We start from the raw sequence: 25225 nt of genomic DNA, 5'->3' as shown, positions 1-25225 counted from the left end.
GCCCACGCGTTCGAGCGAACATAGGCTCCCGTGTTCGTGCGTTCGCACCGCCAGGGACCGCCGGATTGCCTCCCCGGGATCCCCGGAACGACGGCCGGGGCGGGTTAGCGTGCCCGCATGGAGAACGAGTCCGCACAGAAACGGCCCGCGCGCAGCTCCCGCCTGACGCGCCGCAGCCGGCTGCTGCTGATCGCGGGCATGGCCGCCACCGTGGCGACCGCCGCGGTCCTGGTGCCGCTGCTGCTGCTCGGGGAGGAGCGGCGCGAGCCACGGACCCTGCTGGTCCCGGAAGGGTGGCGGTCCTCCCAGGTGTACGCCGCGGTCGACAAGGCGCTCGGCGTCGCGCCCCGAACCACCGAGAAGGCGGCGGCCACGGCGAAGCTGAGGCTGCCGCGCACGGCCAGGGGGAACCCAGAGGGCTTCCTCTTCCCTGCCACCTATCCCGTCGACGAGAAGACGACGCCGGCGAGCCTGCTCTCGTACATGGTCAACACGGCGGGCAAGCAGTTCGGCGCCACTCCCGCGTCCTACCGGAACGTCGTCATCGCCAGCATCGTGCAGGCGGAAGCCGATACGGCCGAGGACATGGGCAAGGTGGCGCGCGTGATCGACAACCGGCTGGCACGGGGCATGCCGCTCCAGATGGATTCGACGCTCAACTACGCGCTGAGGCGCTCGACCCTCGACACGACGCACGCGGACACGAGGATCAAGACCCCGTACAACACGTACAAGCGTCCCGGCCTGCCGCCCACGCCGATCGGCAACCCGGGCGGCCAGGCGATGAACGCGACCCTCGACCCGCCGCCGGGGGACTGGCTGTACTTCGTCACCGTCGCGCCCGGGGACACGCGCTTCACCGCGAGCTACGCCGAACAGCGCAAGAACGTCGAGGAGTTCAACGCGAACCGCAGGGGCACGAGCAAGAACGGCGGCTGAGGCGACCTCAGCCGCCGACCGCAACCGGCTCCGCGACCACGGCTCCGGCCGCCTCGGCAACCTTCCGCCGCTCCAGCAGCCGCGTGATCCCCCGTACGGCCGCCCGTCCCGCCCGGTTGGCCCCGATGGTGCTGGCCGACGGTCCGTACCCCACCAGGTGGATCCGCTCGTCGTTCGCCGCCCGCGTGCCCTCCACGCGGATGCCGCCGCCCCGCTCACGCAGCCTGAGCGGCGCGAGGTGGTTGATCGCGGGACGGAATCCGGTGGCCCACAGGATGGCATCGGCGTCGACCGTGCGCCCGTCGGCCCAGGCCACCCCGTTCGGCGTAATGCTGTCGAACATCGGCAGCCGGTCCAGCACGCCCTCCGCGCGGGCCCGCGCGACCGCCTCCGTCACGAGCAGCCCGGTCACCGACACGACGCTCCGCGGCGGCAGCCCCCGCCGCACCCGCTCGTCGACGAGCGCGACCGCGGCCCGCCCCTGGTCCTCGCCGAAAGGGCCGTCGCGGAAGACCGGCGCGCGCCGTGTCACCCAGGTGGTCCCGGCGGCGACGGCGGCGATCTCCATCAGGTGCTGTACGCCGGAGGCCCCGCCGCCCACGACGACCACCCGCTGTCCGGCGAACTCCCGCGGCCCCGGGTAGTCCGCGGTGTGCAGCTGCCGCCCGCGAAAGGTCTCCTGGCCGGGGTACCGGGGCCAGAAGGGCCGGTCCCACGTGCCCGTGGCGTTGATCAGGGCCCGCGCCGACCAGCCGCCCGCCGACGTCTCGACGAGCAGCCGCCCGCCCTCTCCTTCGCGCACCGCGGACACATCGACGGGCCGGTGGACCCGCAACCCGAAGGTCCGCTCGTACGCCGCGAAGTACTCCGCGACGACCTCCGACGAGGGGCGGCCCGCGTCGGCGCCGGTGAGCTCCATGCCGGGCAGGGCGTGCATCCCGTGGACCTTGCCGTACGTCAGGGAGGGCCACCGGAACTGCCACGCGCCGCCCGGGTGCGGGGCGTGGTCGAGCACGACGAAGTCGCGGCCGGGCTCCAGGCCCGCGCGCCGCAGATGGTACGCGCTGGACAGACCGGCCTGGCCGGCACCGATGACGACCACATCCACGTCCCGCACCCCTATATTGTTCATATTTCTACTAACAGGGCCGACGGTACGGATCTTCCCGGCCCCACGTACTTCCCGCCTTTGTGGGTACGGTGCCGAAATGACCACCGTCGATTACGTGTACCGGGTGGACGCCCCCGCCGGAAGCGCCGGCTGGCGCCCTCTGGGGGCCCGCTACAAGGGCACCATCACCACCGCCACCCAGCCCGAGGACGCCGAATTCGTGGCGGCGGTGGTGGTGCGTGACCTTGCGACCGAGTGGGACCACGAGGGCTCGGGCGTCCACCACGTGCGCATCTGTGTCTGGCGCGACATGGAGGGCGTCGGCCCGGAGGACGCCGAATGCACGGTCGAGGTCCAGCCGGACCTGGACACCCTGCCGGGCGCGTAGCCGTGTGCATGATGGAGGCATGTCCGACGCCTTCACCACCCGCATCCTGAACGTCAGCACCGGCACGGGCGAGACCGTCGCCGACCTGACCCGCGACTGCGAGCAGTTCCTCGAGCAGGCGGCACGGGGCAAGGACGGCCTGCTCAACGTGTTCGTCCCGCACGCGACGGCCGGTATCGCGATCCTGGAAACGGGCGCCGGCAGCGACAGTGACCTCCTCGCCGCGCTGCACACCCTGCTCCCCGCCGACGACCGCTGGCAGCACCGCCACGGCACCCCCGGCCACGGCCGCGACCACGTACTCCCGGCTCTCGTACCCCCGCACGCCACGCTGCCGGTGATCGGCGGCCGCCTGGAACTGGGCACCTGGCAGTCCGTCTGCCTGGTCGACACCAACAAGGACAACCCCGACCGCCAGGTCCGGCTGAGCTTCCTCGGGTGACGCGGCAGGCGTGAGCGCCCCAACTCGGGGCACGCGGACGGCATGCCTATTCTGAGGAAAGCCGCTCGCCCCCTGCTCGCCTCCGCCTTCGTCTCGGGCGGGCTGCGCACCATGCGCGACCCGCATGCCGTGGCTCCCGCCGCAGGCCCGGTGGCCCAGCCAGTGGCGGAACGGGTCCCGCGGCTTCCGGACGACACGGTGCGGCTCGTGCAGATCAACAGCGCCGTCCAGGTGGGAGCCGGTTTCCTGCTCTCCATCGGCCGGTTCCCGCGCGCCTCCGCCCTCGCCCTGGCCGCTTCGCTCGTGCCCACGACGATCGCGGGGCACGCCTGGTGGAAGACCGAGGACCCCGACGAGCGGGTCCGTCAGCGGGTCCAGTTCGTCAAGAACATGTCCCTGTTCGGCGGGCTGTTGCTCGCCGCCGCGGACACGCACGGGAAGCCGTCGTTGGCGTACCGCTCGCGCGCCGCGGCGTCGTCCGGCCGACGTGGCGCCCGCCGGGCCGGGCGCGATGTGGGATCGGCCGTCTCCGGCGCGGCGCACACCGTCCAGTCGGCGGCGGGCTCCGTACGGGACCGCCTCCCCGTCGGCTGAGGGGGCGTAACCCCGTGTGAGGTGACCTCACATGTGCGGCGTCGCCTCTCCGGAGAGGCTGACGGCCACATCGGTCCCGCCTGCCGAGCCGCCGTCGCCGGAAGGCCGTAACGAGGCCAGAATGGCGGTATGGGCCGATTCGACCGATCCGCGTCGTCCGGCGGGGACGCGCCGTCCCGGCACCCGGCCCCGCCCCTCCGATCCCTGTTCAGCGTGCGCACCGTCGCCGGGCAGGTGTTTGTGCTGCTGCTGGTCTTCGTGGTCCTGCTGGTTGCCGCGGCAGTGGTGTCGCACATCGTCCAGGGGCGTCGCGAGAGCATGCAGGCGGCCGTACTGCGCACCCGCGCCGTCGCCGAGGCGTTCGCCCACTCACCGGCGATCGTGCCGGCGCTGGACGGCCGGGACCCCACCGCCGCTCTGCAGAAGTGGGCCGAGGACACCAGGCGGGGCGCCGACGTGGACCTGGTGGTCGTGTACGCGCCGGACGGGACCCGGTACACCCACCGGGACGCCTCCCTCATCGGGGAGCACGTGGTCGGCAGCGGAGAGCCGCCGCGCGAGCCCGTCACGCGTACGGCGGAGACGACGTCCGGTGTCTCCGTACTGTCCCTGTCTCCCGTCCGCCGGGCGGACGGCTCGTTCGCGGGTACGGTCGCGGCCGGGATCACGGTCGAGCGGGTGCAGGGCGCGGTGGGCCGGCAGCTGCCGGTGCTCCTCGGTTCCGCCGCCGTGGCGGTGGCCCTGGCCTCCGGTGGCGCGGTCCTCATCAGCAGGCGGCTGCGGCGGCAGACCCGCGGGATGGATCCGGCCGAACTGGCGCGGCTGTACGAGCACCACGACGCGGTGCTGCACGCCGTCCGCGAAGGCGTCCTCATCGTCGGCGGCGACGGTCGGCTGCTGCTGGCCAACGACGAGGCCGGCCGGCTGCTCCGCCTGCCCCCGGACGCGGAAGGGCGCGCCGTAACGGATCTGGGCCTGGACGCCGCCACCGCCGGCCTCCTGGCCTCACGCCGTGCCGCCACGGACAAGGTGTGCGTGGCCGGCGACCGCCTGCTCGCCGTGAGTCTGCGGCCCACCGGCGAGCACGGAGGTCCTTCGGGGACGGTCGCCACCCTGCGGGACACCACCGAACTGACCGCGCTCGCCGGCGAGGTGGAAGGGGTGCAGGAGCGCCTGCTCCTGCTGTACGAAGCCGGCGCGCGCATCGGTACGACCCTCGACGTGACCAGGACCGCCGAAGAACTGACAGAAGTCGCGACCCCCCGGTTCGCCGACTTCGCGACGGTCGACCTCGTGGAGAGCGTCCTGCGCGGAGAGGAACCCGCGCCCCCGCGCGGAACGGTCACGAACATGCGCCGTACGGCCGTCGCCGGCCTGAGCCGGGTCCATCCCTTCCATCCCGTCGGCTACGTGATCGGCTTCGTCCCCGGCGGCCCGTCCGCCCCGGGGATGCGCAGCGGCCGCACCGTCCTGGAGCCCGACGTGACCGCGTCGCCGGACTTCCGCCGGCGGGACCCGGAACGTACGGCGAGGATTCTCGCGTACGGAGTCCACTCGCTCCTGTCGGTTCCGTTGCACGCGCGCGGCGTCGTCCTCGGCATTGCGAACTTCTGGCGTACGCGAAATCCGGACGCGTTCGACGAGGACGACGTCTCCTTCGCCGAGGAGCTGGTCGCACGGGCCGCCGTCTGCCTCGACAACGCCCGCCGCTACAGCCACGAGCACGAGATGGCCGTAACCCTGCAGCGCAGCCTGCTGCCGAGCGGTGTGCCCGAGCAGAACGCCCTCGACGTCGCCTTCCGCTATCTGCCGGCGCGGGCCGGGGTCGGTGGCGACTGGTTCGACGTCATCCCGCTGCCCGGCTCCCGCGTCGCACTCGTCGTCGGCGACGTCGTCGGGCACGGTCTGCACGCAGCCGCCACCATGGGGCGGCTGCGCACCGCCGTCCAGAACTTCTCGTCGCTCGACCTCCCGGCCGACGAACTTCTCGCGCGCGTCGACGAACTCGTCTGCCGGATGGACCAGGAGGAGAGGGCCCATGGAGAGGGGGTGGAGGTCGCCGGCGCAACCTGCCTGTACGCGATCTACGATCCGGTCACCGGAAGCTGCTCCATCGCCCGGGCCGGCCACCCGGGGCCCGCGCTGGTGCTGCCCGACGGCGCCGTGGACTTCCCCGAGATCCCGGCGGGCCTTCCCCTGGGCCTGGGGCAACTCCCCTTCGAGGCGGCCGAGGTGACCGTGCCCGAGGGGAGCCGGCTGGTGCTCTTCACCGACGGCCTCGTGGAGACGCGGACCCGGGATCTCGAGACCGGTCTGGAGCTGCTGCGCGGCAGCCTGGGCCGCCGCGGCCGGACCCCGGAGGAGACCTGCACCGACGTACTGGCGACGATGCTGCCCACTCCGCCCGGTGACGACGTCGTACTCCTGGTGGCCGGGACGCGCGTACTCGACCCGGGCCGGGTCGCCCGCTGGGACGTGGCGCCCGACCCGTGGGCCGTCGCCGAGGTACGCAAGGACGTCGCCCGCCGGCTCGCCGACTGGGGACTGGAGGAGGAGTCCTTCGCCACGGAACTGATCCTCAGCGAGCTGGTCACGAACGCCATCCGCTACGGCAGCGCGCCCATCGCGGTCCGCCTGCTCTACGACCGCACACTCACCTGCGAGGTCTCGGACACCAGCAGCACCGCGCCGCACCTGCGGTACGCGGCGACGACCGACGAGGGCGGCCGCGGCCTGTACCTCGTCGCCCAGGTCGCCGAACGCTGGGGCACCCGCTACACCGCGAGCGGCAAGGTCATCTGGTCGGAACAGACCCCGGGCGCGAGCGAGTTCTGACGGGCCGGCGGGTCTTGCGCGGAGCATGCGCCCGACGGCTCGACGCGCTGTGACGGTGGCCGGATTGGCCCAACGTCGTCGGGACGAAGTGGTCCTGTCGGAGGCGCCATTGCGGCCCTGGCGTGAGGGGGTGACGACCCACCACCGGTTGAGGCCGCCCGCAGGAGCTCCACGGACCCTCGCCCTCGCCCAGCTCAGCAACTCCGTTGGCGACGGCGCCCATTACGTCACTTCGGCGCTCTACTTCACGCACGTCGTGGGTCTGTCCCGGCCAGGGTCGGGCTCGGGCTGACGATCGCCTGGGCGGTGGGATCGGTCGTGGGAGTTCCGGCCGGGCGGCTCGTGGACCGGTGCGGGCCGCGGGGTACAGCGGTGGTGCTCGCGCTCGGGACGAGTACGGCCGTGGCGTTCCTTTCTGGTCATCCGGCCCTTCGTGCCGTTTCTGGCCGCGGCGACTCTCTACGCGATCGCGCAGTCAGGGCTCGCCGCCGCCCGGCAGGCGCTGCTGGCCGGGCTGGTCACGAAGGGCTGGCCCCTGCTGCTCACCGCGCTGCTGGTCACCTGGGGTGTGCCGGGCTGGCTGCTGCTCGGCGGGTCCTTCCTGGCCGCCTCCTGTGCGATGGAGCCGGTGGCCCGCTGGGCCGAGCGGAAGCTCTCCGGCCCCGCGCCGACGGTCGAGACGCTGCCGGTTCAGCCCCCGCCCGCCCAGTCCTGACCCCTCGGCCCTGACCCCTCAGCCCCGAGCTCTCGTCCGCCCGGCCCGTGGCCTGGCCCGGTGCAGCGGCAGGCGTTCCTCCTCGCCCAGGCCGCCCCACACCCCGGTGCGCTGCCCGGAACGCAACGCGTAGGCGAGGCACTGCCGGGTCACGGGGCAGCGCCCGCATATTTCCTTGGCCGCGGCCTGCTCGTCCAGCGCGGGCCCCTTCACCCCCACGGGGAAGAAGAGTTCCGGGTCGGTGTCCGCGCAGGCGGCCCTGCCCAACCACCTCTCGTCCAGCGGGAGCACATCCATGAGGCGCCGGGTGCCCTTCCCTCCCGGGGCCAAACTCCGGTGTGCGCGCCATCCGGACATTTCGGGAATAGCGGCGACCGCAGGGGGGACCCGGAACGTGCGGGGACCAAGTGACGAGGAGAGAGCGATGCGCGCACTGACCTGGCACGGAAGGCGGGACGTACGGGTGGAGACGGTGCCCGACCCGCAGCTGAGAGAGCCGACCGACGTGATCGTACGCATCACCTCGACCGGCATCTGCGGTTCCGACCTGCACCTGTACGAGGTCCTGGGGCCCTACCTGGACCCGGGGGACATCCTCGGCCACGAACCCATGGGCATCGTCGAGGAAGCCGGTGCCGGCGTGACCGCGCTGGCCCCGGGAGACCGGGTGGTGATTCCCTTCAACATCTCCTGCCAGCACTGCTTCATGTGCGAGCAGGGACTGCACTCGCAGTGCGAGACCACCCAGGTCCGGGAGCGCGGCACGGGCGCGTCGCTGTTCGGATACACCAAGCTGTACGGTCAGGTGCCCGGCGGCCAGGCGGAGTTCCTCCGCGTCCCCTTCGGCGACAGCCTGCCGGTCAAGGTGCCCCAGGGGCCGCCCGACGAGCGGTACGTCTACCTCTCCGACGTCCTGCCCACCGCCTGGCAGGCGGTCGAGTACGCCGCGATTCCGCCCGGCGGCACCGTGACCGTACTCGGGCTCGGGCCCATCGGCGACATGGCGGCCCGCATCGCCCTGCACCGGGGTGCGAGCCTGGTCGTCGGCGTCGACCTGGTGCCTGAGCGGCTGAGCCGGGCGGCCGCCCGCGGCGTCAAGGCGCTCGACCTGACCAGTTATGGCAAGACCCTCCCCGACGCCGTCCGCGACCTGACCGACGGCCGGGGCACCGACTCCGTGATCGACGCCGTCGGTATGGAGGCCCACGGTGCGCCCGTCGCCAAAGCCGCGCAGTGGCTGACCGGTCTGCTCCCGGACGCTGTCAGCCGGCAGCTGATGGAACACGCCGGAGTCGACCGCCTGCATGCCCTGTACACCGCGATCGACGTGGTGCGCCGGGGCGGCACGATCTCCCTGTCCGGCGTGTACGGCGGCATGGTGGACCCGATGCCGATGCTGACCCTCTTCGACAAGCAGATCCAGCTGCGGATGGGCCAGGCCAACGTCAAGCGCTGGGTGGACGACATCCTGCCGCTGCTCAGCGACGGCGACCCGCTGGGGGCGGAGGGATTCGCCACCCACTCCCTGCCGCTGGCGGACGCGCCCCGGGCGTACGAGATGTTCCAGGCCAAGGAGGACGGCATGGTCAAAACCCTGCTCAAGCCCTAGACGCGCGGGCCCGGTCCGAGGTCGAAGACGCCGTACGCGAACCCTTCCGCCCTGACGGTGTCGCCGTCGATGCGTACGCCGGAGACCTCCACGGGCCGCGGGAGCGGGCTGCCGGACACGGCGGCGGGCGTGGCGACGGCGGCCGCCTCGCGCCGGGGATTGACGACGACCAGGTAGCGCCCGCCCCGGACGTAGACGAAGGGGTGGCCGTCGTGCAGGACGGCCACCGTGCCCGCGGACCCGAGTTCCGGAGTGGCGGTGCGCAGGGCGACGAGGCGGCGTACCAGGTGCAGGAGTGAGCCCTGGTCCTGGCGTTGGGCGGCCACGGTGGGCCGGCCCGGATCGGGGTCGATGGGCAGGTAGAAGCGGTCCTTGGGGGCGGTGGAGAAGCCGGCTCCCGGGGTGCCGTCCCACTGCATGGGGGTCCGGGAGCCCGCCCGGTTGTAGCGCGGGCCCAGGACGCTGCCTTCGGTGTCGGGGAGGCCGGGGACGAAGCGCATGCCGATCTCGTCGCCGTAATAAATGGCGGGCAGCGTCGGCCAGGTGAGCTGGAAGGCGAACGCGGCGGGGAGCTGTTCGGGGGTGCGGGGGCCGCAGTTGAGGCGTGCGAAATCGTGGTTGGCGGTGGGCAGGGCGGTGAAGCCGCGGCCGGCGATGTCCGTGGTGGCGTCCTGCCACGCTTCGACGAACGGCCGGGGCGAGCCCTTGCCGCCCGGGTCGAAGAAGCAGTCGACCGGGTCCCAGTCGTCGTTGTCGGTGCCCTGCCGGTTGTTCCACAGGGAGCGCAGCGGGCGGCCCACGGTCGGGCCGCCGAACTGGAGGAAGAAGTCGGCGTGGAAGCCCGCCGGTACGGACACGGCCGGGTCGCCCCACTCCGACAGCAGGACCGCCTCGGGGTGGGCGGCGTCCAGCCAGTGGCGCAACTCGGTCCAGATCCCTGCAGTTTCGCTCTTGCCGGGGTCGTCCTTGACGAGCGAGGCGGCCATGTCGACCCGGAAACCGGCCAGGCCCAGGCCGAGCCAGTGGTCCATGATGTCGCGCAGGGCGGCGCGGTTGGCGCGGGGGCCTTCGGCGTCGACGGGCAGGCGCCAGGGCTCGGCCGGATTCGGGCGCGCATAGCCGAAGTTGAGCGCGGGCTGGGAGTCGAAGAAGTTCGGCAGGTACGCGCCGGGGCGAGTGCCGGGGGAGATCACGAAGCCCGCGGGCGGCGGCTGGCCGCCGTCGCTCCAGATGTAGCGTTCGTCGCCGGGATCGTCGGCGGCGGCGGTGAACCACGGGTGCTGGTCCGAGGTGTGGCCGGCGACGAGGTCGAGGAGTACGCGGATGCCGCGGCGGCGGGCCGCCTCGACGAGCGCGGCGAGGTCGTCATTGGTGCCGTAGCGGGGGGCGGCCGTGAGGTAGTCGCTGATGTCGTAACCGGCGTCGAGGAACGGTGAGGCGAAGCACGGATTGAGCCAGACCGTGTTCACACCCAGCCAGGCGAGGTGGTCGAGGTGCTGCGTGATGCCGTTGAAGTCACCGATGCCGTCGCCGTCGGAGTCGGCGAAGGACTGCGGGTAGATCTGGTAGAAGACGGCGTCGGCCAGCCAGGCGGGGGCGGGGCGGAACGTTGTCATGGATCGGGACTTCCTTTCCCTCTGGTGCCGTTCTCCGGTGCCGTTCCCGGGGACGTCTCAGCCTTCACGAAGAATGCCCCGGCCGGAATCGAAATCCGGCCGGGACATCCGTACCGCGCGGCCGAGAGCCGCTCACCGCGAGTTCAGGAAGACGGGGCCGACGGAGCCTGCCGTCCGAGCCAGTCGTACGCGGCCCGGGCCGTGAACTCGTCCTGGCCGCCCGGGAAGAGCAGCCCGGCCGTGGCGAACGCCGGGTCGTGCTCCGTTCCGCGTACGTAGGGCACGGCGACGCAGGCCATGCCCGCGGCGTGCGCCGCCGCCGCGCCGGCCGGGGCGTCCTCCAGGACCACACAGTCGGCGGGGGCGGCGCCGATCCTGCGGGCGGCCTCCAGGAAGACGTCGGGCGCGGGCTTGCCGTGCGGGACCTCTTCGGCGGAGACGACCGCGGTGATCAGGGCGTCCAGACCGGTGCCCGCGAGTACGGCCTCGATGGCGGCGCGGGAGGACCCCGACGCCACGGCCATCGGGTTCCCCCCGGCGTGCAGCCGCTCCACGAACTTCCGCATTTCCGGGAACACTTCGGTGGCCGCGGCGGCCAGCTCCAGATACAGCCGGTTCTTGCCGGCGAGCATCTCGTCGAGCGGCGCGGTGATCCCGTACTGCTCACGCAGGACCGCCAGCGTCTCGCGCGTGCCGATGCCGATGAAGCGGGTGTGCTCCTCCCAGCCGAAGTCCTCGACACCGTACTGGGCCAGCAGCTGTCTGCCGGCCCGGTAGTAGTTCGGCTCGCTGTCCACGAGCGTGCCGTCGAGATCGAAGACGACCGGGGTGCGGTGCGGGTGGCTCATGGCACCAGCATGCCAAGCCGGCCGGTCACCGCTGTTTCGCGGCGGCCCTGCCCACGGACTCGACCAGCGGGAGCAGCCGGTGGGGGACCCGCTCGCGCAGCGCCACCTCGGTCCGTGTCCGTACGACGCCGGGAATCTGGATCAGCCGCTGGATGACGTCCTCCAGGTGTCCCGCGTCACGGGCCACGACGCGCGTCATGAGGTCTCCGCCGCCCGTGATGGAGAACGCCTCGATGATCTCGGGTACGTCCGCCAGCGCGTCACCCACTTCGTCCAGATGCCCCTGGGTGACCTCGACGTGCACGAAGGCCAGCACGGGGTGGCCGAGGGCGGCGGGGGAGACGGCGGGGCCCGTACCGGTGATCACACCGTCGCGTTCCAGCCGGTCGAGTCTGGCCTGGAGCGTTCCACGGGCGATACCGAGGAGACGGGCGTACTCGCGCACGCTGGTGCGCGGCTGCTCGATGAGGAGCCGCAGGATGCGCGTGTCGAGCTCGTCCACTGCCATGATCCGTCGATCTCCTTCTGGCCCGCTGTCCGGCCGTAGACCCTACCGAGCGCAGCGCCTCGTCGCTCTCCGGGAGATGCCCTCTCACCGAGCGGGCGGTCCGCTATGTCCGATAGGATGCAATTTGATGTTTTAGGGACTTTTTTCGAGTCACTTAGGTAGAAGATGCCCCCGGATCGAGACAGCGACGAAGCGCGGCCCCCCAAGCGCGAGCGCGGGAAACCTCCGCATCGGCTTTCGGCTCCCCGCGCCATGCGTTCGGCGACGGAGCAGCTCGAGGGCCTGCTGGGAAGGGCGCCGGAATCCGTCTCCGCGGTGCGGCCCACCGACGACGGGTGGGAGGCCGAGGTGGAAGTCCTGGAGCTCGAGCGCATTCCCGAGACGACGAGCGTGATGGCCAGTTACCGGGTCACGCTCGACGCCGAGGGCGAGCTCATGTCGTACGAGCGGATCCGCCGGTACACGCGAGGCCAGATCGACAGGCGTGCCTGAGGGCCTGGTCGTCGCTGCGGAATCCGGGCCGTACAAGAGAACACGGCCGGACAGGCTGAGACAGTCGGATCGGGGCGCACCAGCGGTGCTGCCCCCGAAGGGAGGCACCATGACAGTGGTGCCGCAAGGTGGCGGAGGCGGCGTGGCCCAGGGCGGCGGGGGTGGCTCGGGATCGCTGTACGACGTCCTGGAACTGATCTTGGACCGAGGGCTCGTCATCGATGTCTTCGTCCGCGTGTCACTGGTGGGCATCGAGATCCTGAAGATCGACGCCCGCATCGTGGTGGCCAGTGTCGACACCTATCTGCGCTTCGCCGAGGCCTGCAACCGGCTCGATCTGGAGACGGGACGCAAGGCCCCGAGCCAGCTGACCGACGTCGTCGGCCAGGTCACGGAAGGCGGAGCCAAGGGCAAGAGCAAGGGCGCTCTCACGGGCGCGGTGGAGGCGTTCACGGACTCGATCCACCAGGGCCGCGAGGAAGAGCCCGAGCCGGAAGAGGAGCGGGAGAGGTCACGGCCGTCGCGCCGTCCTTCCCGGCGCCGGGAAGAGTGAGCCATGGCGGTCTATGTCTACGCGATCACAGGCGCGGACCACTCGCTGCGCCTGGACGGCATCACTGGTGTGGGAGAACCCCCGGAGAAGCTGCGCACGGTCGACGGCCGGTCGGTGGTCGCTGTGGTCAGCGACGCGCCGGACGGGCTGAAGGCCAAGCGGCGCGACGTACTGGCGCACCAGTCGGTACTGGAGAGACTGATGGCCGACGGCAGCGTGCTGCCGCTGCGTTTCGGAGCGATGGCGCCCGATGACGACGCGGTGCACCAGGTGCTGGACGAGAGGGCCGATGCCTACCAGGAGCGGCTGTCGGCGCTCGACGGGTGCGTCGAATTCCACGTGAAGGCGTCCTGTGCCGAGGAACCGCTGCTGCGGGACATCCTGCTGCAGTCCGACGAGGCGCGCCGGCTGAACGAGGACGTCCGCAGCGGGCGCGGAGGCCAGGATCTGCAGATGGCGCTCGGAGAGCTGGTCGCCGCGGAGGTCCAGCGGCGCCAGGAGGCCTTCGCGGCGCAGACCGTGGAAGGGCTGCGCCCGTACGCGCGCGACATCGTCGCGTCGGAACCGACGGGCGACGACTTCGTGAGCGTCTCCTTCCTGGTGGAGCAGGCCCGGCAGAACGACTTCCTGACCGCGGAGAAGGACTTCGCCGACGAGCGTGGTGAGGACTTCACCTTCCGGCTCCACGGGCCGCTGCCGCCCTACAGCTTCGTCTAGAAACCTCATGCTCCGGAGATGTGGCCATGGGCTTGATCAGTCAACTTCTTACCCTCCCGCTGGCCCCCGTGCGCGGCGTCGGGTGGGTGGTACAGCAGGTGGCACGGACCGCCGAGGAGGAGTACTACGACCCCGGCCCCGTCATGCGGGAACTGGCCGAGCTGGAACAGGCGCTGGAGTCCGGCGAGATCGACGAGGAGACGTTCGACCGGCGTGAGGACGAGCTGCTGGAACGGCTCGAGGAGATCCACCGCTTCCGGGAAAACCCACGCTGACTGAACGGGCTGTGAGACGTCGGGAGGAGTTCTCACGATGAACAAAGCAACAGCAGGCGCAGCGTTGCTCGGCGGATACGTGCTGGGGCGCACGAAGAGCGCCAAGTTGGCCGTCGCTGTCGCGGCCTGGGTGATCAAAAAGAACGTCGACACCAAGAAGATCACCTCCGCGATCGGCGGCTCACCCGCCATGGACGCCGTCACCGAGCAGATGCGCAAGGACCTGCTCAACGCCGGCAAGGAGGCATCCACCGCCGCCGTCGGCGCGTTGGCGGACAAATTGGCGGACTCGCTGCATGAGCGCACCGTGAGCCTCCAGGAACAGGGCACGGGGGCCCTTGACGCGAAGGAGAGCGAGCAGAAGGAGCCGGAGCCGGAGGAAGAGCCGGAGCCGGAGGAAGAATCGGAGCCGGAGGAAGAATCGGAGCCGGAGGAAGAATCGGAGCCGGAGGGCGAGAAGGACACGGAGGCGGACGAGGCGGACACGAAGGCGAAGAAGCCGAGCCGCGCTCCCGCCCGCAAGGCCGCGAAGCCGGCGGCGCGCAAGAAGAAGGCGGCGGACGGGCCCGCCGCGTCGCGCGGTGCGCGGCGCGGGGCTGCCACGAAGAGGAGGTCCGAGGAATGACCGACACCAAGAAGCCGGGGCTGGCCGGCGACGCGGGAAGCCGGCTCAAGGATGAGCTCCAGCAGTACGTGCAAGCCCGGGCCGAGCGGGCTGTGACCTCCATGGGGGAGCGCTTGGGCGAGGCCACCAAGCAGCTTGCGGAACCCGGCAGTTCGGTGGGCGGCACCCTCTCCACGCTGGCCAAGGGCGGCAAGCAGCTCAGTGAGGGCAAGTCGCCGGCCCGGGTGGCGGGCGGCATGGGAGTGTCCCACATGATGGGCGGACTCAAGGACAAGGTCACCGGTCTGTTCGGCAAGGGCAAAGGCTCCAAGGGCGAGACGCGGTCGAAGAGCGTCGTCATCATCGAGGACATCGACGTCGGTGTGCCCCTCGAGCAGGCATACAACCAGTGGACCGAGTTCCAGACGTTCAGCCGCTTCGCCAAGGGCGTCGTCAACGTCGAACGGTCCGACGAGACCAGTTCCAACTGGCAGGTGAAGGTCGCCAAGTCCAACCGCAGTTACAAAGCGAAGGTGTCCGAGCAGATACCGGACAAGCGCATCGTCTGGACCTCCGAGGGTGCCAAGGGCACGACAAAGGGGGCAGTGACCTTCCACGAGCTCGAGGAGAACCTGACCAAGGTGCTCGTGGTGGTGGAGTACTTCCCCAAGGGCCTGTTCGAGAAGACCGGAAACATGTGGCGCGCCCAGGGCCGCCGCCTCCGTCTGGACCTGAAACTGTTCCGCAAGTTCGTCTCGTTCCAGGACGAGCCCGCCGAGGGCTGGCGCGGTGAGATCCGCGACGGCGAAGTGGTGAGCGAGGGCGAGGAGGACGAAGAAGGCGAAGAGGGCGAAGAGAGCGAAGAGAGCGAGGAGGAGGGAGAAGAGGAGGAAGGGCCGGACGGGCAGTGGGACGAAGGCGAGGAGGAAGGCGAGGACTGGGAGGAGGAGGAAGAGGCGCCCGACGAAGCCGAAGAATCCTACGAAGAGGACGAAGAGGACGAAGAGGAGGAAGAGGACGAAGAGCCGTACGAGGAAGAGGAAGACGAAGAGGAGCCGCACGAAGAGGAACGCCCGCGCCGTCGTACGGCGAGTCGGCGCTGATCCACGTCGGATCGAGGTGGAACGGCCGTGAGCGAACCAGTCCCCAGCAACTTCGGCTCCCCGTCCCGGGCGTCCCCCTCGCCCTACGGGCAGGGGTCCTCCGCCAACCTGGCCGACATCCTGGAACGTGTTCTGGACAAGGGCATCGTCATCGCGGGCGACATCCAGATCAACCTCCTCGACATCGAACTGCTCACGGTGAAGCTGCGCCTTCTCGTGGTCTCGGTCGACAAGGCCAAGGAGATGGGCATCGACTGGTGGGAACACGACCCGTCCCTGTCCTCCCGGGCTGAAGGCGGCAGCCGTGAACTGGCCGAGGAGAACCGGCGGCTCCGCGACGAGATAAACGCCCTGCGGGACGCACGGGAGTTGCCGCCGGCCGAGCGGCGCCCCGCATCCCGTACATCGGAGGGTTCGGAGCGCTCGGAGCGCTCGGAGGGTTCAGGGCGTCCGGAGCGTCCCCGGCGCACTAAGGACCCGGCCAAGCCCACCCGTACCGGGAACCGTCGGCCTCCGAGGACCGACTCATGACCGCGAGCGTGAGTTACGTGTACGCCGTGACGGCCGCGCACGAGGGGCTGCGCGAGGCGGTGGCCGCGCTGCGGGGCGTCGCCGACGCCCCGGTGCGTCTGGTGGCCGACGAGGGCCGGGGCGGGGGGCTGACGGCGGTCGTGAGCAGTGTCCCGGCCGACGACTTCGAGGCGGCGCCCCTCGCCGCGCATTTCGAGGACTTGGCCTGGCTGGAGGCTGTCGCCCGGGCGCACCACCGCGTCATTGACGCCGTTGCCGCCCGCGGTACGGTGCTGCCGTTGCGTCTGGCGACCATCTACCGTGACGACGACCGCGTCCTCGCCATGATCACAGCGGACCGCGCGGCGTTCACTCGGCGCCTCACCCACCTCGCCGGCCGGGTGGAATGGGGAGTGAAGATCTACTTCCAGCCGCCTTCGGCGCCCGCCGCCTCCACGCCGGCGGCGCGCCCGGCCGAACTGAGCCCCGGCCGCGCCTACTTGCGAAGCCGGCACCAGGAACGGAACGTCCGCCAGGACGCCTTCCGGGCGGCCGCGCAGTCCGCGCTGAACGTCGAGGCCGCAGCCCGTGGCCACGCGGTCGAGCAGGCACGGCACCGCCCGCAGCAAGGCCCGCTGGCCGAAGACTCGGGCCCGGGCGAGAACATCGTCAACGACGCCTACTTGGTGCCGCACGACCGGGCCGACGACTTCCGGAACGCTGTCGAGCGCGCCGCGCAGGGGGCCGACACGATCCGCGTCGAGATCACCGGGCCGTGGGCGCCGTACTCCTTCGCCGCGCCGGAACAGGACGGACAGGGCGAGCAGGGCGGACAGGACGAGCAGGGGCAGGAGCCGATCACGTGATGACAGCCGACTTCACCATGTCCGGTCCCGAGCGGTCCGGCCCGCCGGAGCGCGACCTGCCCGACCGGCAGATCGCGCTCATCGATCTGCTGGACCGCCTGCTGACCGGGGGCGCCGTCATCACCGGTGACGTCACCCTGTCGATCGCCGACATCGACCTCGTCCGGATTTCCCTGCGCGCGCTCATCTCCTCCATCAGCGCCGAGATGCCGGCCCCCTGGCCCCGTGGCGGACCCGTCCCCGCCGCGCCACCGGGCGGCCGCCTTCCCCCGCCATGACACCGGACGCGCCGGAACCTCAGAGCCGCTACGACGAGGTGGCCGACGCGGCCGGCCGTGCCTTCCGCCTGTTCCCCGCCGCCCCGCAGGACCTCCCGCGGCCGGGCCACGAACGGACCCCCCGGCCGGGCAGGCGCATCAACACCGACCCCGACACGGTGGAGCGGGACCTGATGAAGCTGGTGCTGACGCTCGTCGAACTCCTCCGCCAGCTGATGGAACGCCAGGCCATGCACCGGGTGGACGCCGGCGACCTCACCGAGGACGAGGAGGAGCGACTGGGCGTCACGCTGATGCTCCTGCACGACCGCATGACCGACCTCTGCGCCCGCTACGGCCTGACCATGCAGGACCTCAACCTGGACCTGGGACCCCTCGGCACGCTGCTCCCGCCCTCCGAACCACCCGGCTGACCCTGGCGGCGGCAGCCGGGCTCCCTGGCGGGCCCGTAGTCCGTTGGCCCGCGCAACGGCGGCGATCAGCGGCTCACGCTGTGCCAATGGTCCAGTCCATCACTCTTGACTTGAGCCATAGGGGCATCAGATGTTCTGATGGGCAGGTCGATGGCGCCGCGGACTCCGTGGCGCCTTTTTCATGTCAGGGCGAAGGCGGGGCGGAAAAGCAGTGCTGAAGAGGATGTTCGTGGTACCGGATCCCGGTCGGCTGCGGCTGCGCAGCGCCTCGCGGTCCGTCCTCGGCGTCGGTCTGGCGGTGGCTGTCTGCGGCCTCAGCGGTCACACCCTCCCCGCGGTCATCACCGGCGGGCTCGCGGCGCTCCTCGCCCTCTTCACCGTCACCGACCCGAAGATCCGCGCCCAGGTGGCCAGCACCGCCCTGCTACCCGCTGTCGGCTTCCCGGTACTCGCTCTCGCGGCCGCACTGCACGACACTCCTCTGCTGCGCGACGTGGCGTTCCTCGCCGTCGCAGGCCTCGGGGTGTATGCCCGGCGCTGGGGCCCGCGCGGCCACGCCCTCGGCGTATTCGCCTTCATGATGTTCTTCGTCGCGCAGTTCCTGCACACGGTCCCCGGGCAGCTGCCCGGCCTCTGCACCGCTGTCGCCCTCGCCCTGATCGCCTCGTCGGGCGTCCGCTTCGGCCTGTGGTGCTACGAGCGACGCCTTCCCCCGGCCCCGGCCCCGGCCCCCGCCCTCCCGGGCGGGTCGGGCCTCGCGCGCACCACCACCCGCCAGGCGGTGCAGGTCGCCGTCGCCGGAGGGTTCGCGCTCGTCGTGGGCCAGGTGCTCTCCGAAGGCCGCTGGTACTGGGCCGTGGGCGCCGCCTGGTGGATCTTCGTTAACACCTCCTCGCGCGGTGAAACGCTGGTCCGCGGCTTCCGGCGGATCCTCGGCACGGTCGCCGGCATCGTCGCCGGGCTCCTGCTCGCGCTGCCGCTGCACGGTGCGGTGGCGCCCACGGCCGCGCTCGTCGCCGTCTGTGTCTTCGGGATCTTCTACACCGCGCCGGTCTCGTACAGCTGGATGATGCTGGCGGTCACCTTGATGGTGTCGCTGCTGTACGGGCTGCTCGGCGCCCTCGAACCGAGCCTGCTCGCGCTGCGCCTCGCGGAAACGGGTGTCGGGGCCCTCGGCGCGGCTCTGGCGGTGACCTTCGTGCTGCCCGTCACGACGCACGCCGCGACCCACGCCTGGATCGAGCGCGCCGTGCACAGCGTGCACGGCTGCACCACGACCGCCGCGCGCCGTCTGGCCGGCGACCCGGACGCCGATCCCGCGCCGCTCGCCGCCCAGCTGGAGGCCGTACTCGGCCGGGCCCGCCTCTCCCTGGCTCCCCTCGTGCACCCCCTGAACCCGCTGCGTGCCCGCAAGGCCCGCGCCCGCCAGGTCCTGGCCCTGCTGGACGACTGCGCCCGCGAGGTGCGCGGGCTCGCCTCCGTCGCGGCCGACCCGCAGGCGTCGCACGACGCACGCCTGGCGGCGGCCTGCTGGCGCGTGGAGGCCGCCGTCCAGGCCCTGGTGTCCCCCGGGGGCCCGCAGTCCACCGAGCAGGCCGCCAAGGCCCAGCTGTCGGCCGTCCAGCCCCACCACCCGGGCGCCGACGCCGCCCTGCACCACCTCCACGGCCTGGAGAAGGTGCTCACCGAACTGGCGACTCCGCTGCACAGCTCCCCGGGCTCCCCGCTGGTCGGGTCCTGACCGACCGGAGCCGAGGCGGCGAAGTGGTCTAGACCCGATGGGGCCGCCGGACCGGCAGAATGTGATCAAAGCTGTCACAGCTCTTGCGGCTGTACGCGATCACATGGCGGAAAGGGGCTCCACGGTGAGCAGCAGCAACGAGGCCGGGCGATCCGGACGGGCTGGGCGGCCCGGGCGGTCCGAGGGGGACGGGCGGCCGGGGCGGGCGTTCATCGGGTCGTTCACCTCCGCAGGGGGGCGCGGGATCACCGCCGCCGCCGTGGACCCGGAGACGGGCGCGCTGACCGTGCTCGGGTCGGCCGACGCCGTCGCCGACCCGTCGTTCCTCGCGCTCGCCTCTGACGGGAGGATCCTGTACGCCGTGAGCGAGACGGAGGACGGGGTGGCCGCCGCCTTCGACGTCTCCGGCGACGGCGCCCCGGTCCCGGCCGGTGAGCCGGTACCGGTGGGCGGCGCCTCCCCCGCCCACCTCGCGATCGCCGCCGGGCACCTGGTGACCGCCAACTACGGCTCGGGGAGCGTCACGGTGCTCCCCGTCGGCGCGGACGGGGCGCCGGAAGCGGCCACCGGCGTGCTCCACCACCGGGGCAACGGCCCCGACGAGGACCGTCAGGCGGGGCCGCACGCCCACCAGGTCCTGCCGGACCCCACGGGGCGCTGGGTGCTCAGTGTCGACCTCGGGACCGACTCCGTACGGGTCTGCGAACTCGCCCCGCGCACCGGCACCCTGCGGGTGCACACCGAGACCGCGCTGCGGCCGGGCTCCGGGCCGCGTCATCTCGCCTTCCACCCGGCAGGCGGACACGCGTACGTCCTGAACGAGCTGGAGCCGACCCTCACCGTCTGCCGCTGGGACGCCGAGTCGGGCGTGCTCGTACCGCTCGGTGAGGCCCCTGTGGTGGAACCGGGCACCGATGAGGCGACGTACCCCTCCGAGGCCGTCGTGGCCCACGACGGGCGCTTCCTCTGGGCGGCCAACCGGGGACACGACAGCATCGCCGTACTCGCGCTCGACGCGTCCGGAGCGAAGGCGGAGTTCGTGACGACGGTGGATTGCGGCGGTCACTGGCCGCGCGACCTCACCCTGGACCCCACGGGGCGCAGGCTGTACGCCGCCAACGAGCGCTCCGGGGACATCACCTGGTTCGACATCGACGAGGAGACGGGCATCCCGCGCCGCGCGGGCTCCCTCGCGGCGCCCGCGGCATCCTGCGTCGTCTTCGGCTGAGGCCCCGGGGCGCGGCCGGGGGCCGGGGCCGGGTGGGCCTGGATCCCGGCCCGTGTCCCGGCCCCGGCTTCGGCCTGGGGTCCGCCGTACGGCTGAGGGCGCGCACCGGGTGACGGTGCGGGCCCTCAGCCGTACGTGGACGCCGCTGCCCTCCGTACCGCAGTCGGCGTGCGGTGGGAGGGCGCGGCTCAGTGGGCCGGCATGCCCTGCGCCTGCTGCGGTGCGATGCCCAGCGCCGTCGTGTAGTGCGACAGCGCGAGCTTGCCGATCGCCGGGTACGCGCCCAGCGGCTCGGCGGTCGCGCAGTCCGCCTCCTTGACCGCCGCGTCCAGCAGGCTGTCGGGCACCTCGGGACCGATCACGTACGGCGCCAGGGCGAGCTGGGTCGAGCCGGAACCGCGCAGCTGCTCCGCGACGGCGGCGACCGAACCCTCCTCGTCGAGGGCGGCCGCTATCACCGGTACGGCGAGACGAGCGGCCAGCAGCATGCCGGTGATGCCGGCGGCCTGCACGGCCTCGTCGCCGCCCACGGTCGCCAGGATGATGCCGTCGGCCGCGGTGGCGACGGTGAACAGCCGGGCGCGGTCGGCGCGGGACAGACCGGCCTCGGACAGGCGCACGTGCAGGGCCTCCGCGAGCAGCGGGTGCGGGCCGAGGACGTCCGTCAGCTCGACGGCGGCGCGGCTGTCCATGACGGACTGGCGTATCCGGCGCATGAGGGCGTTCTCGGGGCCGGCGAGCAGCGGCACCACGACGGCGGCCGGGCCCTGCGGCTCGGCTGCCTCTCGGCCCGCTGCGAGCGCCTGCTCGTAGCGGGCGGTGCGCTCGGCGGCGGTGTGCGCGAGCACGCTCTCGAGGGTGGGGTACTCGTCGTTGTCACCGTCGAGGTAGCCGATCCTGGCGTCCAGGCCGGGCAGCTCGGAACGGGCGATACTGACGACTTCCTCCGCCAGGCTGCGCGACGCGCTGCCCGGGGTGCCGGGGACGGCGAGGACAAGCGCGGGCGCGCCCTCGGGAGCCACCACGGGCTCCGGCCGGCGGTGCCGTCCGGACTGTCGTGGTCGCGGCATTCGTACAGGCAGGCCGGATGCGGGCCCAGTGGGGGAGCTCATGGCGCCGCATGCTACTGGGTTTGTGTGCTCGGCTGTTCGGGGAGGGGGCGTTGCAGCGGTGTCTGTCCCCATTTATCCCGTGAGTCGCTATGAGTTCAACTGCCCTGCTCTGTCAGTACGTGCAACAGGCGCCCGTCGACCGGCAGCCGCAGGCCGTCCGTGGCGAGCGACGCGGCGACGCGCACGGCTCCGGCCAGCGGATCTCCCGCCGCCGGAACGGTACGCGCGTGCGGCAGCCGCTCGGCGAGTGCGGCCCGCAGCGGTACGAGCAACGGGTCCCCCATCGCGAACAGGCCACCGGTGAGGGCGATCTCGCAGTCCCCGGCCGGCGGGCAGACGGCGACGGCGGCGTCCGCGATGTGCAGGGCAGCCTCCCGGAGGATCGCGGCGGCTACGGGATCGGCGGGAGCTGCCGTCGCGCAGCGCGCCACTTCCGGCGCGAACGAGGCGAGTACGGCGGGGCGGTCGGCGCGCGGGTAGAGCAGGCCGGGCAGTTCGGGTGCGGGGCCGAACACCGTCTCGACGCGGGCCAGCAGGGCGGGGGAGCCGCCACGCCGTCCGTCGTGGGCGCGCATCGCCGCTTCGAGTCCGGCGCGGCCGATCCAGGCGCCGCCACCGCAGTCGCCGAGCAGCTGCCCCCAGCCGTCGGCCCTGCGCCAGTGCGACAGGTCCGTACCCAGCGCGATCAAGCCGGTGCCGGCCGCGACCACCGCTCCCGGCCGCGGTCCCAGCGCTCCCGCGTACGCCGTGACGGCGTCGGCGGCCAGCGCCAGGCGCCGTACGCCCATGGCACTTTCCAGCGCCGCCGGGAGCCGGGCGCGCAGGTCGTCGCCGAGGGTCGCCATACCGGCGGCGCCGATCGTGACGGCGTCGATCGTGACGGGGTCGGCGTCACCGCCCGCGGCCGCGGCACCATCCCGGCCCGCGGCGGCGCCCCGGTTCCCGGCGTCGTCGAGCAGCGCCCGTGCCATGGGCAGCAGCTGGTCCAGCAGGTGCCCCGCGTCAATTCCGGCGGGCCCGGTGCGTACGGGCTCACGTGACGCGGTGCTCGCGGCCCGGCGGGTTTCCGAGGCGTCCGCGAGTGCCACCCGCAGTCCCGACCCGCCCGAGTCGACCCCCAGCACCCACCGCGTCACGGCAGCCGCCAGTCCACCGGCTGCGCGCCCTGGCGGACCAGCAGTTCGTTGGTCCGGCTGAAGGGCCGGGAGCCGAAGAAGCCACGGTCCGCCGACATCGGTGACGGGTGCGCGGACTCGACGGCCGGGAGGTCGCCGAGCAGCGGCCGGAGGTTGCGGGCGTCTCGCCCCCAGAGCACGGACACCAGCGGCTTTCCGCGCGCGACGAGCGCCCGGATCGCCTGCTCGGTCACTTCCTCCCAGCCCTTGCCGCGGTGCGCCGCCGGTTTGCGGGGAGCCGTGGTGAGCGCCCTGTTGAGCAGCAGTACGCCCTGCCGGGTCCACGGCGTCAGATCACCGTTGGACGGCCGGGGCGCTCCGAGGTCCGTGTGCATCTCCCGGTAGATGTTCTCCAGGCTCCCGGGCAGCGGCCGCACCTCGGGCGCCACGGAGAAGCTCAGCCCCACGGCGTGCCCCGGCGTGGGATACGGGTCCTGGCCGACGATCAGCACCCGTACCTCGTCGAACGGCTGCTGGAACGCGCGCAGTACGTTCGCCCCGGCCGGCAGGTAGGTGCGCCCGGCGGCGATCTCCGCGCGCAGGAAGTCGCCCATAGCGGCGACCCGTTCGGCCACGGGTTCCAGAGCGTCCGCCCAGCCGGGCTCGACGATCTCTTTCAACGGTCTTGCTGCCACGGGCGTCACTCTACTGGCGGCGCGCCCGCCCCGATCAACCGATGACAGCCGCCCGTACACAGAGCACATCCGGCAGATGAGAGGCGAGCATCCGCCAGCTGTCGCCGTCGTCCGCGCTGGCGAACAGCTCGCCGTTGCGATTGCCGAAGTACACCCCCGCCGGGTCGGCGTCGTCCGTACACAGGGCGTCCCGCAGCACCGTTCCGTAATGCGCCTCCTGGGGCAGTCCGGCCGACAGCGGCTCCCAGCTCCTGCCCGCGTCCCCGGTGCGGAAGACCCGGCACTTGTTGCCGGCGGGCACCCGGTCGGAGTCCGCGGTGATCGGGAAGACGTACGCCGTCTCCGCGCGGTGCGGATGCGCCGCGGCGGCGAAGCCGAACGTCGAGGGCAGCCCCGCCCCGATGTCCGCCCAGTTGGCCCCGGCGTCGTCGCTGCGGAAGACGCCCCAGTGGTTCTGGAGATACAGCCGGCCGGGGTCCGCCGCGTCCTGGGCGATCTTGTGCACGCACTGGCCGAACTCCGGGTCCGGATCGGGCAGGAAGACCGCCGACACACCCTTGTTGGAGGGCGCCCAGCTCGCCCCGCCGTCCAGCGAGCGGAACACCCCGGCCGTGGACACCGCGACCGTCATGGCGCGGGCGTCCCTCGGATCGGTGATGATCGTGTGCAGCCCCTCGCCGCCACCGCCCGGCACCCACTGCGAGCGCGTCGGGTGCTCCCACAGCGGCCGTACGAGTTCGAAGGACTCGCCGCGGTCCTCGGACCGGAACAGCGCGGCCGGCTCCGTCCCCGCGTACACCACGTCGGGCGCCTCGGCCCCGGCCGGACGCAGCTGCCAGACCCGCTCCAGCGACGCACCGGTGAACTCCGGGAACTTCACGGCAGGTCGCTTCGGCTCGACCCAGGTCGCGCCGAGATCGTCGGAGTGGAAGACCGAGGGGCCCCAGTGCAGGCTGTCCCCGCCGACGAGCAGCCTCGGCGCCGCGCCACGGGTGTCGATGGCGACCGAATACACCGACTGCGCGTTGAAGTGGGGCCCGTCGATCTCCCACTCGCCACCGCGCCTGCGGCCGATGAAAAGCCCTTTTCGTGTTCCTACGGTGAGCAGTACGTCGGACATGGCCGACACCTCCAGGACGCCGTTGTCTCAGATACCGGCCAGTGTGCACCCGCCCACTGACAGCGGCCCTCAGAGCGGGCGTTACCGCAGCTCAGACGGCATGCCGGGCGAGCCGTCAGCCGCCGCGCCGCCCACGGAAACCGCCTGGCCCGGGTCTGCCGGCGTCGTCGCGGCGGCGAGCAGCAGCGGCAGGAACCGGTGGGCGAGCGCACCCGGCACCATCCGCTCCGGTTCGACGTAGCTCTGGCCGAGCGCGCCCTCCCGCATCGCGATGACGAGCCGGACCAGCCCGTCGAGATCGACGGTGGGCCGCAGCCCGGCCCGCTCGAACAGGTCCCGCAGCAGCCGGACCGCCTCCGCGCGCAGCCGGGCGTCGTGATCGGCGAGCATCCGGGCCGCCCGCGGGTCGCGGATGGCGTACAGGGTGAACTCCGTCGTCACCAGGAACCAGGTGCGCTCGTCCGGATCGACGTACGCCAGCACCTCGGCGATCCGGCCGACGGTCAGCTCGTCGTCGCCGATCTCCGCCGCGGTCCGCGCGATGCGCCCGAGCTCACGGTCGGCGTGCGCGTCGAAGAGCGCGAAGAACAGCTCGTCCTTGGTCCGGAAGTTGGAGTAGAAGGCGCCCCGTGTGTAGCCCGCCCGCCGGCAGATGTCCTCGATCCTGGCGCCCTGGAAGCCCGCTTCGGCGAACACCTCCCGCGCGGCGTCCAGCAGCCGCGCCAGCGTCTGCGGCCGCCGCTTGGTCGTTCCCTTCGGCATCGGCCACCTCACTCCCGGACATCCCGGGCCCGTCGG

At 72.2% G+C, this 25225-nt stretch carries 28 protein-coding genes and 1 pseudogene; 19 read left to right on the top strand and 10 right to left on the bottom strand.

What is annotated here, in order from left to right; translation table 11 throughout:
• Positions 1-117 precede the first annotated feature (117 nt).
• Positions 118-939 (top strand): endolytic transglycosylase MltG, encoded by an 822-nt coding sequence (gene mltG, locus ACWIHY_RS14105; RefSeq protein WP_454375905.1) that lies wholly within the window; start codon positions 118-120, stop codon positions 937-939.
• Between the two features lie 7 nt (positions 940-946).
• On the opposite strand, the gene ACWIHY_RS14100 is transcribed toward mltG, so the two are convergent.
• Positions 947-2071, bottom strand: coding sequence for an NAD(P)-binding domain-containing protein (locus tag ACWIHY_RS14100; protein ID WP_454375904.1), 1125 nt, complete (start codon positions 2069-2071; stop codon positions 947-949).
• 76 nt (positions 2072-2147) lie between these two features.
• Between ACWIHY_RS14100 and ACWIHY_RS14095 the strand changes: the two genes are divergently transcribed.
• The 5 genes and pseudogenes from ACWIHY_RS14095 to ACWIHY_RS14075 all read left to right on the top strand — a co-directional run.
• The gene (locus ACWIHY_RS14095; RefSeq protein ID WP_454375903.1) at positions 2148-2438 is read left to right on the top strand and encodes a hypothetical protein; all 291 of its coding nucleotides are present in this window, start codon (positions 2148-2150) and stop codon (positions 2436-2438) included.
• Between the two features lie 19 nt (positions 2439-2457).
• Positions 2458-2880 (top strand): secondary thiamine-phosphate synthase enzyme YjbQ, encoded by a 423-nt coding sequence (locus ACWIHY_RS14090; RefSeq protein ID WP_454375902.1) that lies wholly within the window; start codon positions 2458-2460, stop codon positions 2878-2880.
• 42 nt (positions 2881-2922) lie between these two features.
• Positions 2923-3474 (top strand): DoxX family protein, encoded by a 552-nt coding sequence (locus ACWIHY_RS14085; protein ID WP_454375901.1) that lies wholly within the window; start codon positions 2923-2925, stop codon positions 3472-3474.
• 129 nt (positions 3475-3603) lie between these two features.
• A complete protein-coding gene (locus ACWIHY_RS14080; protein WP_454375900.1) occupies positions 3604-6309 on the top strand; it encodes a SpoIIE family protein phosphatase in 2706 nt (901 codons plus the stop codon).
• A 148-nt stretch (positions 6310-6457) separates the two neighbouring features.
• Positions 6458-6838, top strand: a pseudogene (locus tag ACWIHY_RS14075) (MFS transporter); the annotation flags it as partial.
• 204 nt (positions 6839-7042) lie between these two features.
• Here ACWIHY_RS14075 and ACWIHY_RS14070 read toward each other — a convergent pair.
• Positions 7043-7321: a WhiB family transcriptional regulator gene (locus ACWIHY_RS14070; protein WP_454375899.1), complete on the bottom strand. Its 279-nt coding sequence runs from the start codon at positions 7319-7321 to the stop codon at positions 7043-7045.
• A 127-nt stretch (positions 7322-7448) separates the two neighbouring features.
• Here ACWIHY_RS14070 and ACWIHY_RS14065 point away from each other — a divergent pair, with 127 nt between their 5' ends.
• Positions 7449-8633 (top strand): zinc-dependent alcohol dehydrogenase, encoded by a 1185-nt coding sequence (locus tag ACWIHY_RS14065; RefSeq protein WP_454375898.1) that lies wholly within the window; start codon positions 7449-7451, stop codon positions 8631-8633.
• Here ACWIHY_RS14065 and ACWIHY_RS14060 read toward each other — a convergent pair.
• The 3 genes from ACWIHY_RS14060 to ACWIHY_RS14050 all read right to left on the bottom strand — a co-directional run bounded on the left by ACWIHY_RS14060 (position 8630) and on the right by ACWIHY_RS14050 (position 11605).
• The gene (locus ACWIHY_RS14060) at positions 8630-10249 is read right to left on the bottom strand and encodes an alpha-amylase family glycosyl hydrolase (protein WP_454375897.1); all 1620 of its coding nucleotides are present in this window, start codon (positions 10247-10249) and stop codon (positions 8630-8632) included. The two genes, ACWIHY_RS14065 and ACWIHY_RS14060, sit on opposite strands and share 4 nt — an antisense overlap.
• 143 nt (positions 10250-10392) lie before the next feature.
• Positions 10393-11097 (bottom strand): HAD family hydrolase, encoded by a 705-nt coding sequence (locus ACWIHY_RS14055; protein WP_454375896.1) that lies wholly within the window; start codon positions 11095-11097, stop codon positions 10393-10395.
• 25 nt (positions 11098-11122) lie between these two features.
• Positions 11123-11605: an Lrp/AsnC family transcriptional regulator gene (locus ACWIHY_RS14050; RefSeq protein ID WP_454375895.1), complete on the bottom strand. Its 483-nt coding sequence runs from the start codon at positions 11603-11605 to the stop codon at positions 11123-11125.
• Positions 11606-11770: 165 nt separating this feature from the next.
• On the opposite strand from ACWIHY_RS14050, the gene ACWIHY_RS14045 reads away from it, so the two are divergent.
• From ACWIHY_RS14045 to ACWIHY_RS13990, 12 genes are all read left to right on the top strand, one after another.
• The gene (locus ACWIHY_RS14045) at positions 11771-12097 is read left to right on the top strand and encodes a gas vesicle protein GvpO (RefSeq protein WP_454375894.1); all 327 of its coding nucleotides are present in this window, start codon (positions 11771-11773) and stop codon (positions 12095-12097) included.
• Between the two features lie 109 nt (positions 12098-12206).
• Entirely contained in the window at positions 12207-12650 is a 444-nt protein-coding gene (locus ACWIHY_RS14040; RefSeq protein ID WP_454375893.1) for a gas vesicle structural protein GvpA, read from the top strand.
• A 3-nt stretch (positions 12651-12653) separates the two neighbouring features.
• A complete protein-coding gene (locus ACWIHY_RS14035) occupies positions 12654-13367 on the top strand; it encodes a GvpL/GvpF family gas vesicle protein (RefSeq protein WP_454375892.1) in 714 nt (237 codons plus the stop codon).
• Positions 13368-13393: 26 nt separating this feature from the next.
• Positions 13394-13642: a gas vesicle protein GvpG gene (locus ACWIHY_RS14030; protein WP_454375891.1), complete on the top strand. Its 249-nt coding sequence runs from the start codon at positions 13394-13396 to the stop codon at positions 13640-13642.
• A gap of 37 nt (positions 13643-13679) precedes the next feature.
• Positions 13680-14267 carry a hypothetical protein gene (locus ACWIHY_RS14025; RefSeq protein ID WP_454375890.1) on the top strand — a complete coding sequence of 196 codons (588 nt, stop codon included), beginning with the start codon at positions 13680-13682 and terminating at the stop codon, positions 14265-14267.
• Entirely contained in the window at positions 14264-15349 is a 1086-nt protein-coding gene (locus tag ACWIHY_RS14020) for an SRPBCC family protein (protein WP_454375889.1), read from the top strand. The genes ACWIHY_RS14025 and ACWIHY_RS14020 overlap by 4 nt, the downstream gene beginning before the upstream one ends.
• Before the next feature lie 27 nt (positions 15350-15376).
• Positions 15377-15880, top strand: coding sequence for a gas vesicle protein (locus tag ACWIHY_RS14015; protein ID WP_454375888.1), 504 nt, complete (start codon positions 15377-15379; stop codon positions 15878-15880).
• A complete protein-coding gene (locus tag ACWIHY_RS14010; RefSeq protein ID WP_454375887.1) occupies positions 15877-16725 on the top strand; it encodes a GvpL/GvpF family gas vesicle protein in 849 nt (282 codons plus the stop codon). The genes ACWIHY_RS14015 and ACWIHY_RS14010 overlap by 4 nt, the downstream gene beginning before the upstream one ends.
• Positions 16725-17003 (top strand): gas vesicle protein, encoded by a 279-nt coding sequence (locus ACWIHY_RS14005; RefSeq protein WP_454375886.1) that lies wholly within the window; start codon positions 16725-16727, stop codon positions 17001-17003. The genes ACWIHY_RS14010 and ACWIHY_RS14005 overlap by 1 nt, the downstream gene beginning before the upstream one ends.
• A complete protein-coding gene (locus ACWIHY_RS14000; RefSeq protein WP_454375885.1) occupies positions 17000-17416 on the top strand; it encodes a gas vesicle protein K in 417 nt (138 codons plus the stop codon). The genes ACWIHY_RS14005 and ACWIHY_RS14000 overlap by 4 nt, the downstream gene beginning before the upstream one ends.
• A gap of 211 nt (positions 17417-17627) precedes the next feature.
• On the top strand, positions 17628-19157 hold the full coding sequence (locus ACWIHY_RS13995; protein WP_454375884.1) for an FUSC family protein: 1530 nt from the start codon (positions 17628-17630) through the stop codon (positions 19155-19157).
• A gap of 211 nt (positions 19158-19368) precedes the next feature.
• Positions 19369-20385 carry a lactonase family protein gene (locus ACWIHY_RS13990; protein ID WP_454376048.1) on the top strand — a complete coding sequence of 339 codons (1017 nt, stop codon included), beginning with the start codon at positions 19369-19371 and terminating at the stop codon, positions 20383-20385.
• A gap of 188 nt (positions 20386-20573) precedes the next feature.
• Here the strand turns inward: ACWIHY_RS13990 and ACWIHY_RS13985 are convergent, their stop codons facing one another.
• The 5 genes from ACWIHY_RS13985 to ACWIHY_RS13965 all read right to left on the bottom strand — a co-directional run bounded on the left by ACWIHY_RS13985 (position 20574) and on the right by ACWIHY_RS13965 (position 25189).
• Complete coding sequence (locus tag ACWIHY_RS13985) at positions 20574-21497, bottom strand: sirohydrochlorin chelatase (RefSeq protein WP_454375883.1); 924 nt, start codon at positions 21495-21497, stop codon at positions 20574-20576.
• Between the two features lie 95 nt (positions 21498-21592).
• Complete coding sequence (locus ACWIHY_RS13980; protein WP_454375882.1) at positions 21593-22633, bottom strand: N-acetylglucosamine kinase; 1041 nt, start codon at positions 22631-22633, stop codon at positions 21593-21595.
• Entirely contained in the window at positions 22630-23307 is a 678-nt protein-coding gene (locus ACWIHY_RS13975) for a uracil-DNA glycosylase (protein ID WP_454375881.1), read from the bottom strand. The genes ACWIHY_RS13980 and ACWIHY_RS13975 overlap by 4 nt, the downstream gene beginning before the upstream one ends.
• Positions 23308-23341: 34 nt before the next feature.
• On the bottom strand, positions 23342-24427 hold the full coding sequence (locus tag ACWIHY_RS13970; RefSeq protein WP_454375880.1) for a WD40/YVTN/BNR-like repeat-containing protein: 1086 nt from the start codon (positions 24425-24427) through the stop codon (positions 23342-23344).
• 81 nt (positions 24428-24508) lie between these two features.
• Positions 24509-25189, bottom strand: a complete 681-nt coding sequence (locus ACWIHY_RS13965) for a TetR/AcrR family transcriptional regulator (RefSeq protein ID WP_454375879.1) — start codon at positions 25187-25189, stop codon at positions 24509-24511.
• Between the last annotated feature and the right edge of the window lie 36 nt (positions 25190-25225).

The organism is Streptomyces sp. NPDC055287 (assembly GCF_053646035.1).
This window is presented reverse-complemented; position numbering and strand designations above follow the sequence as displayed.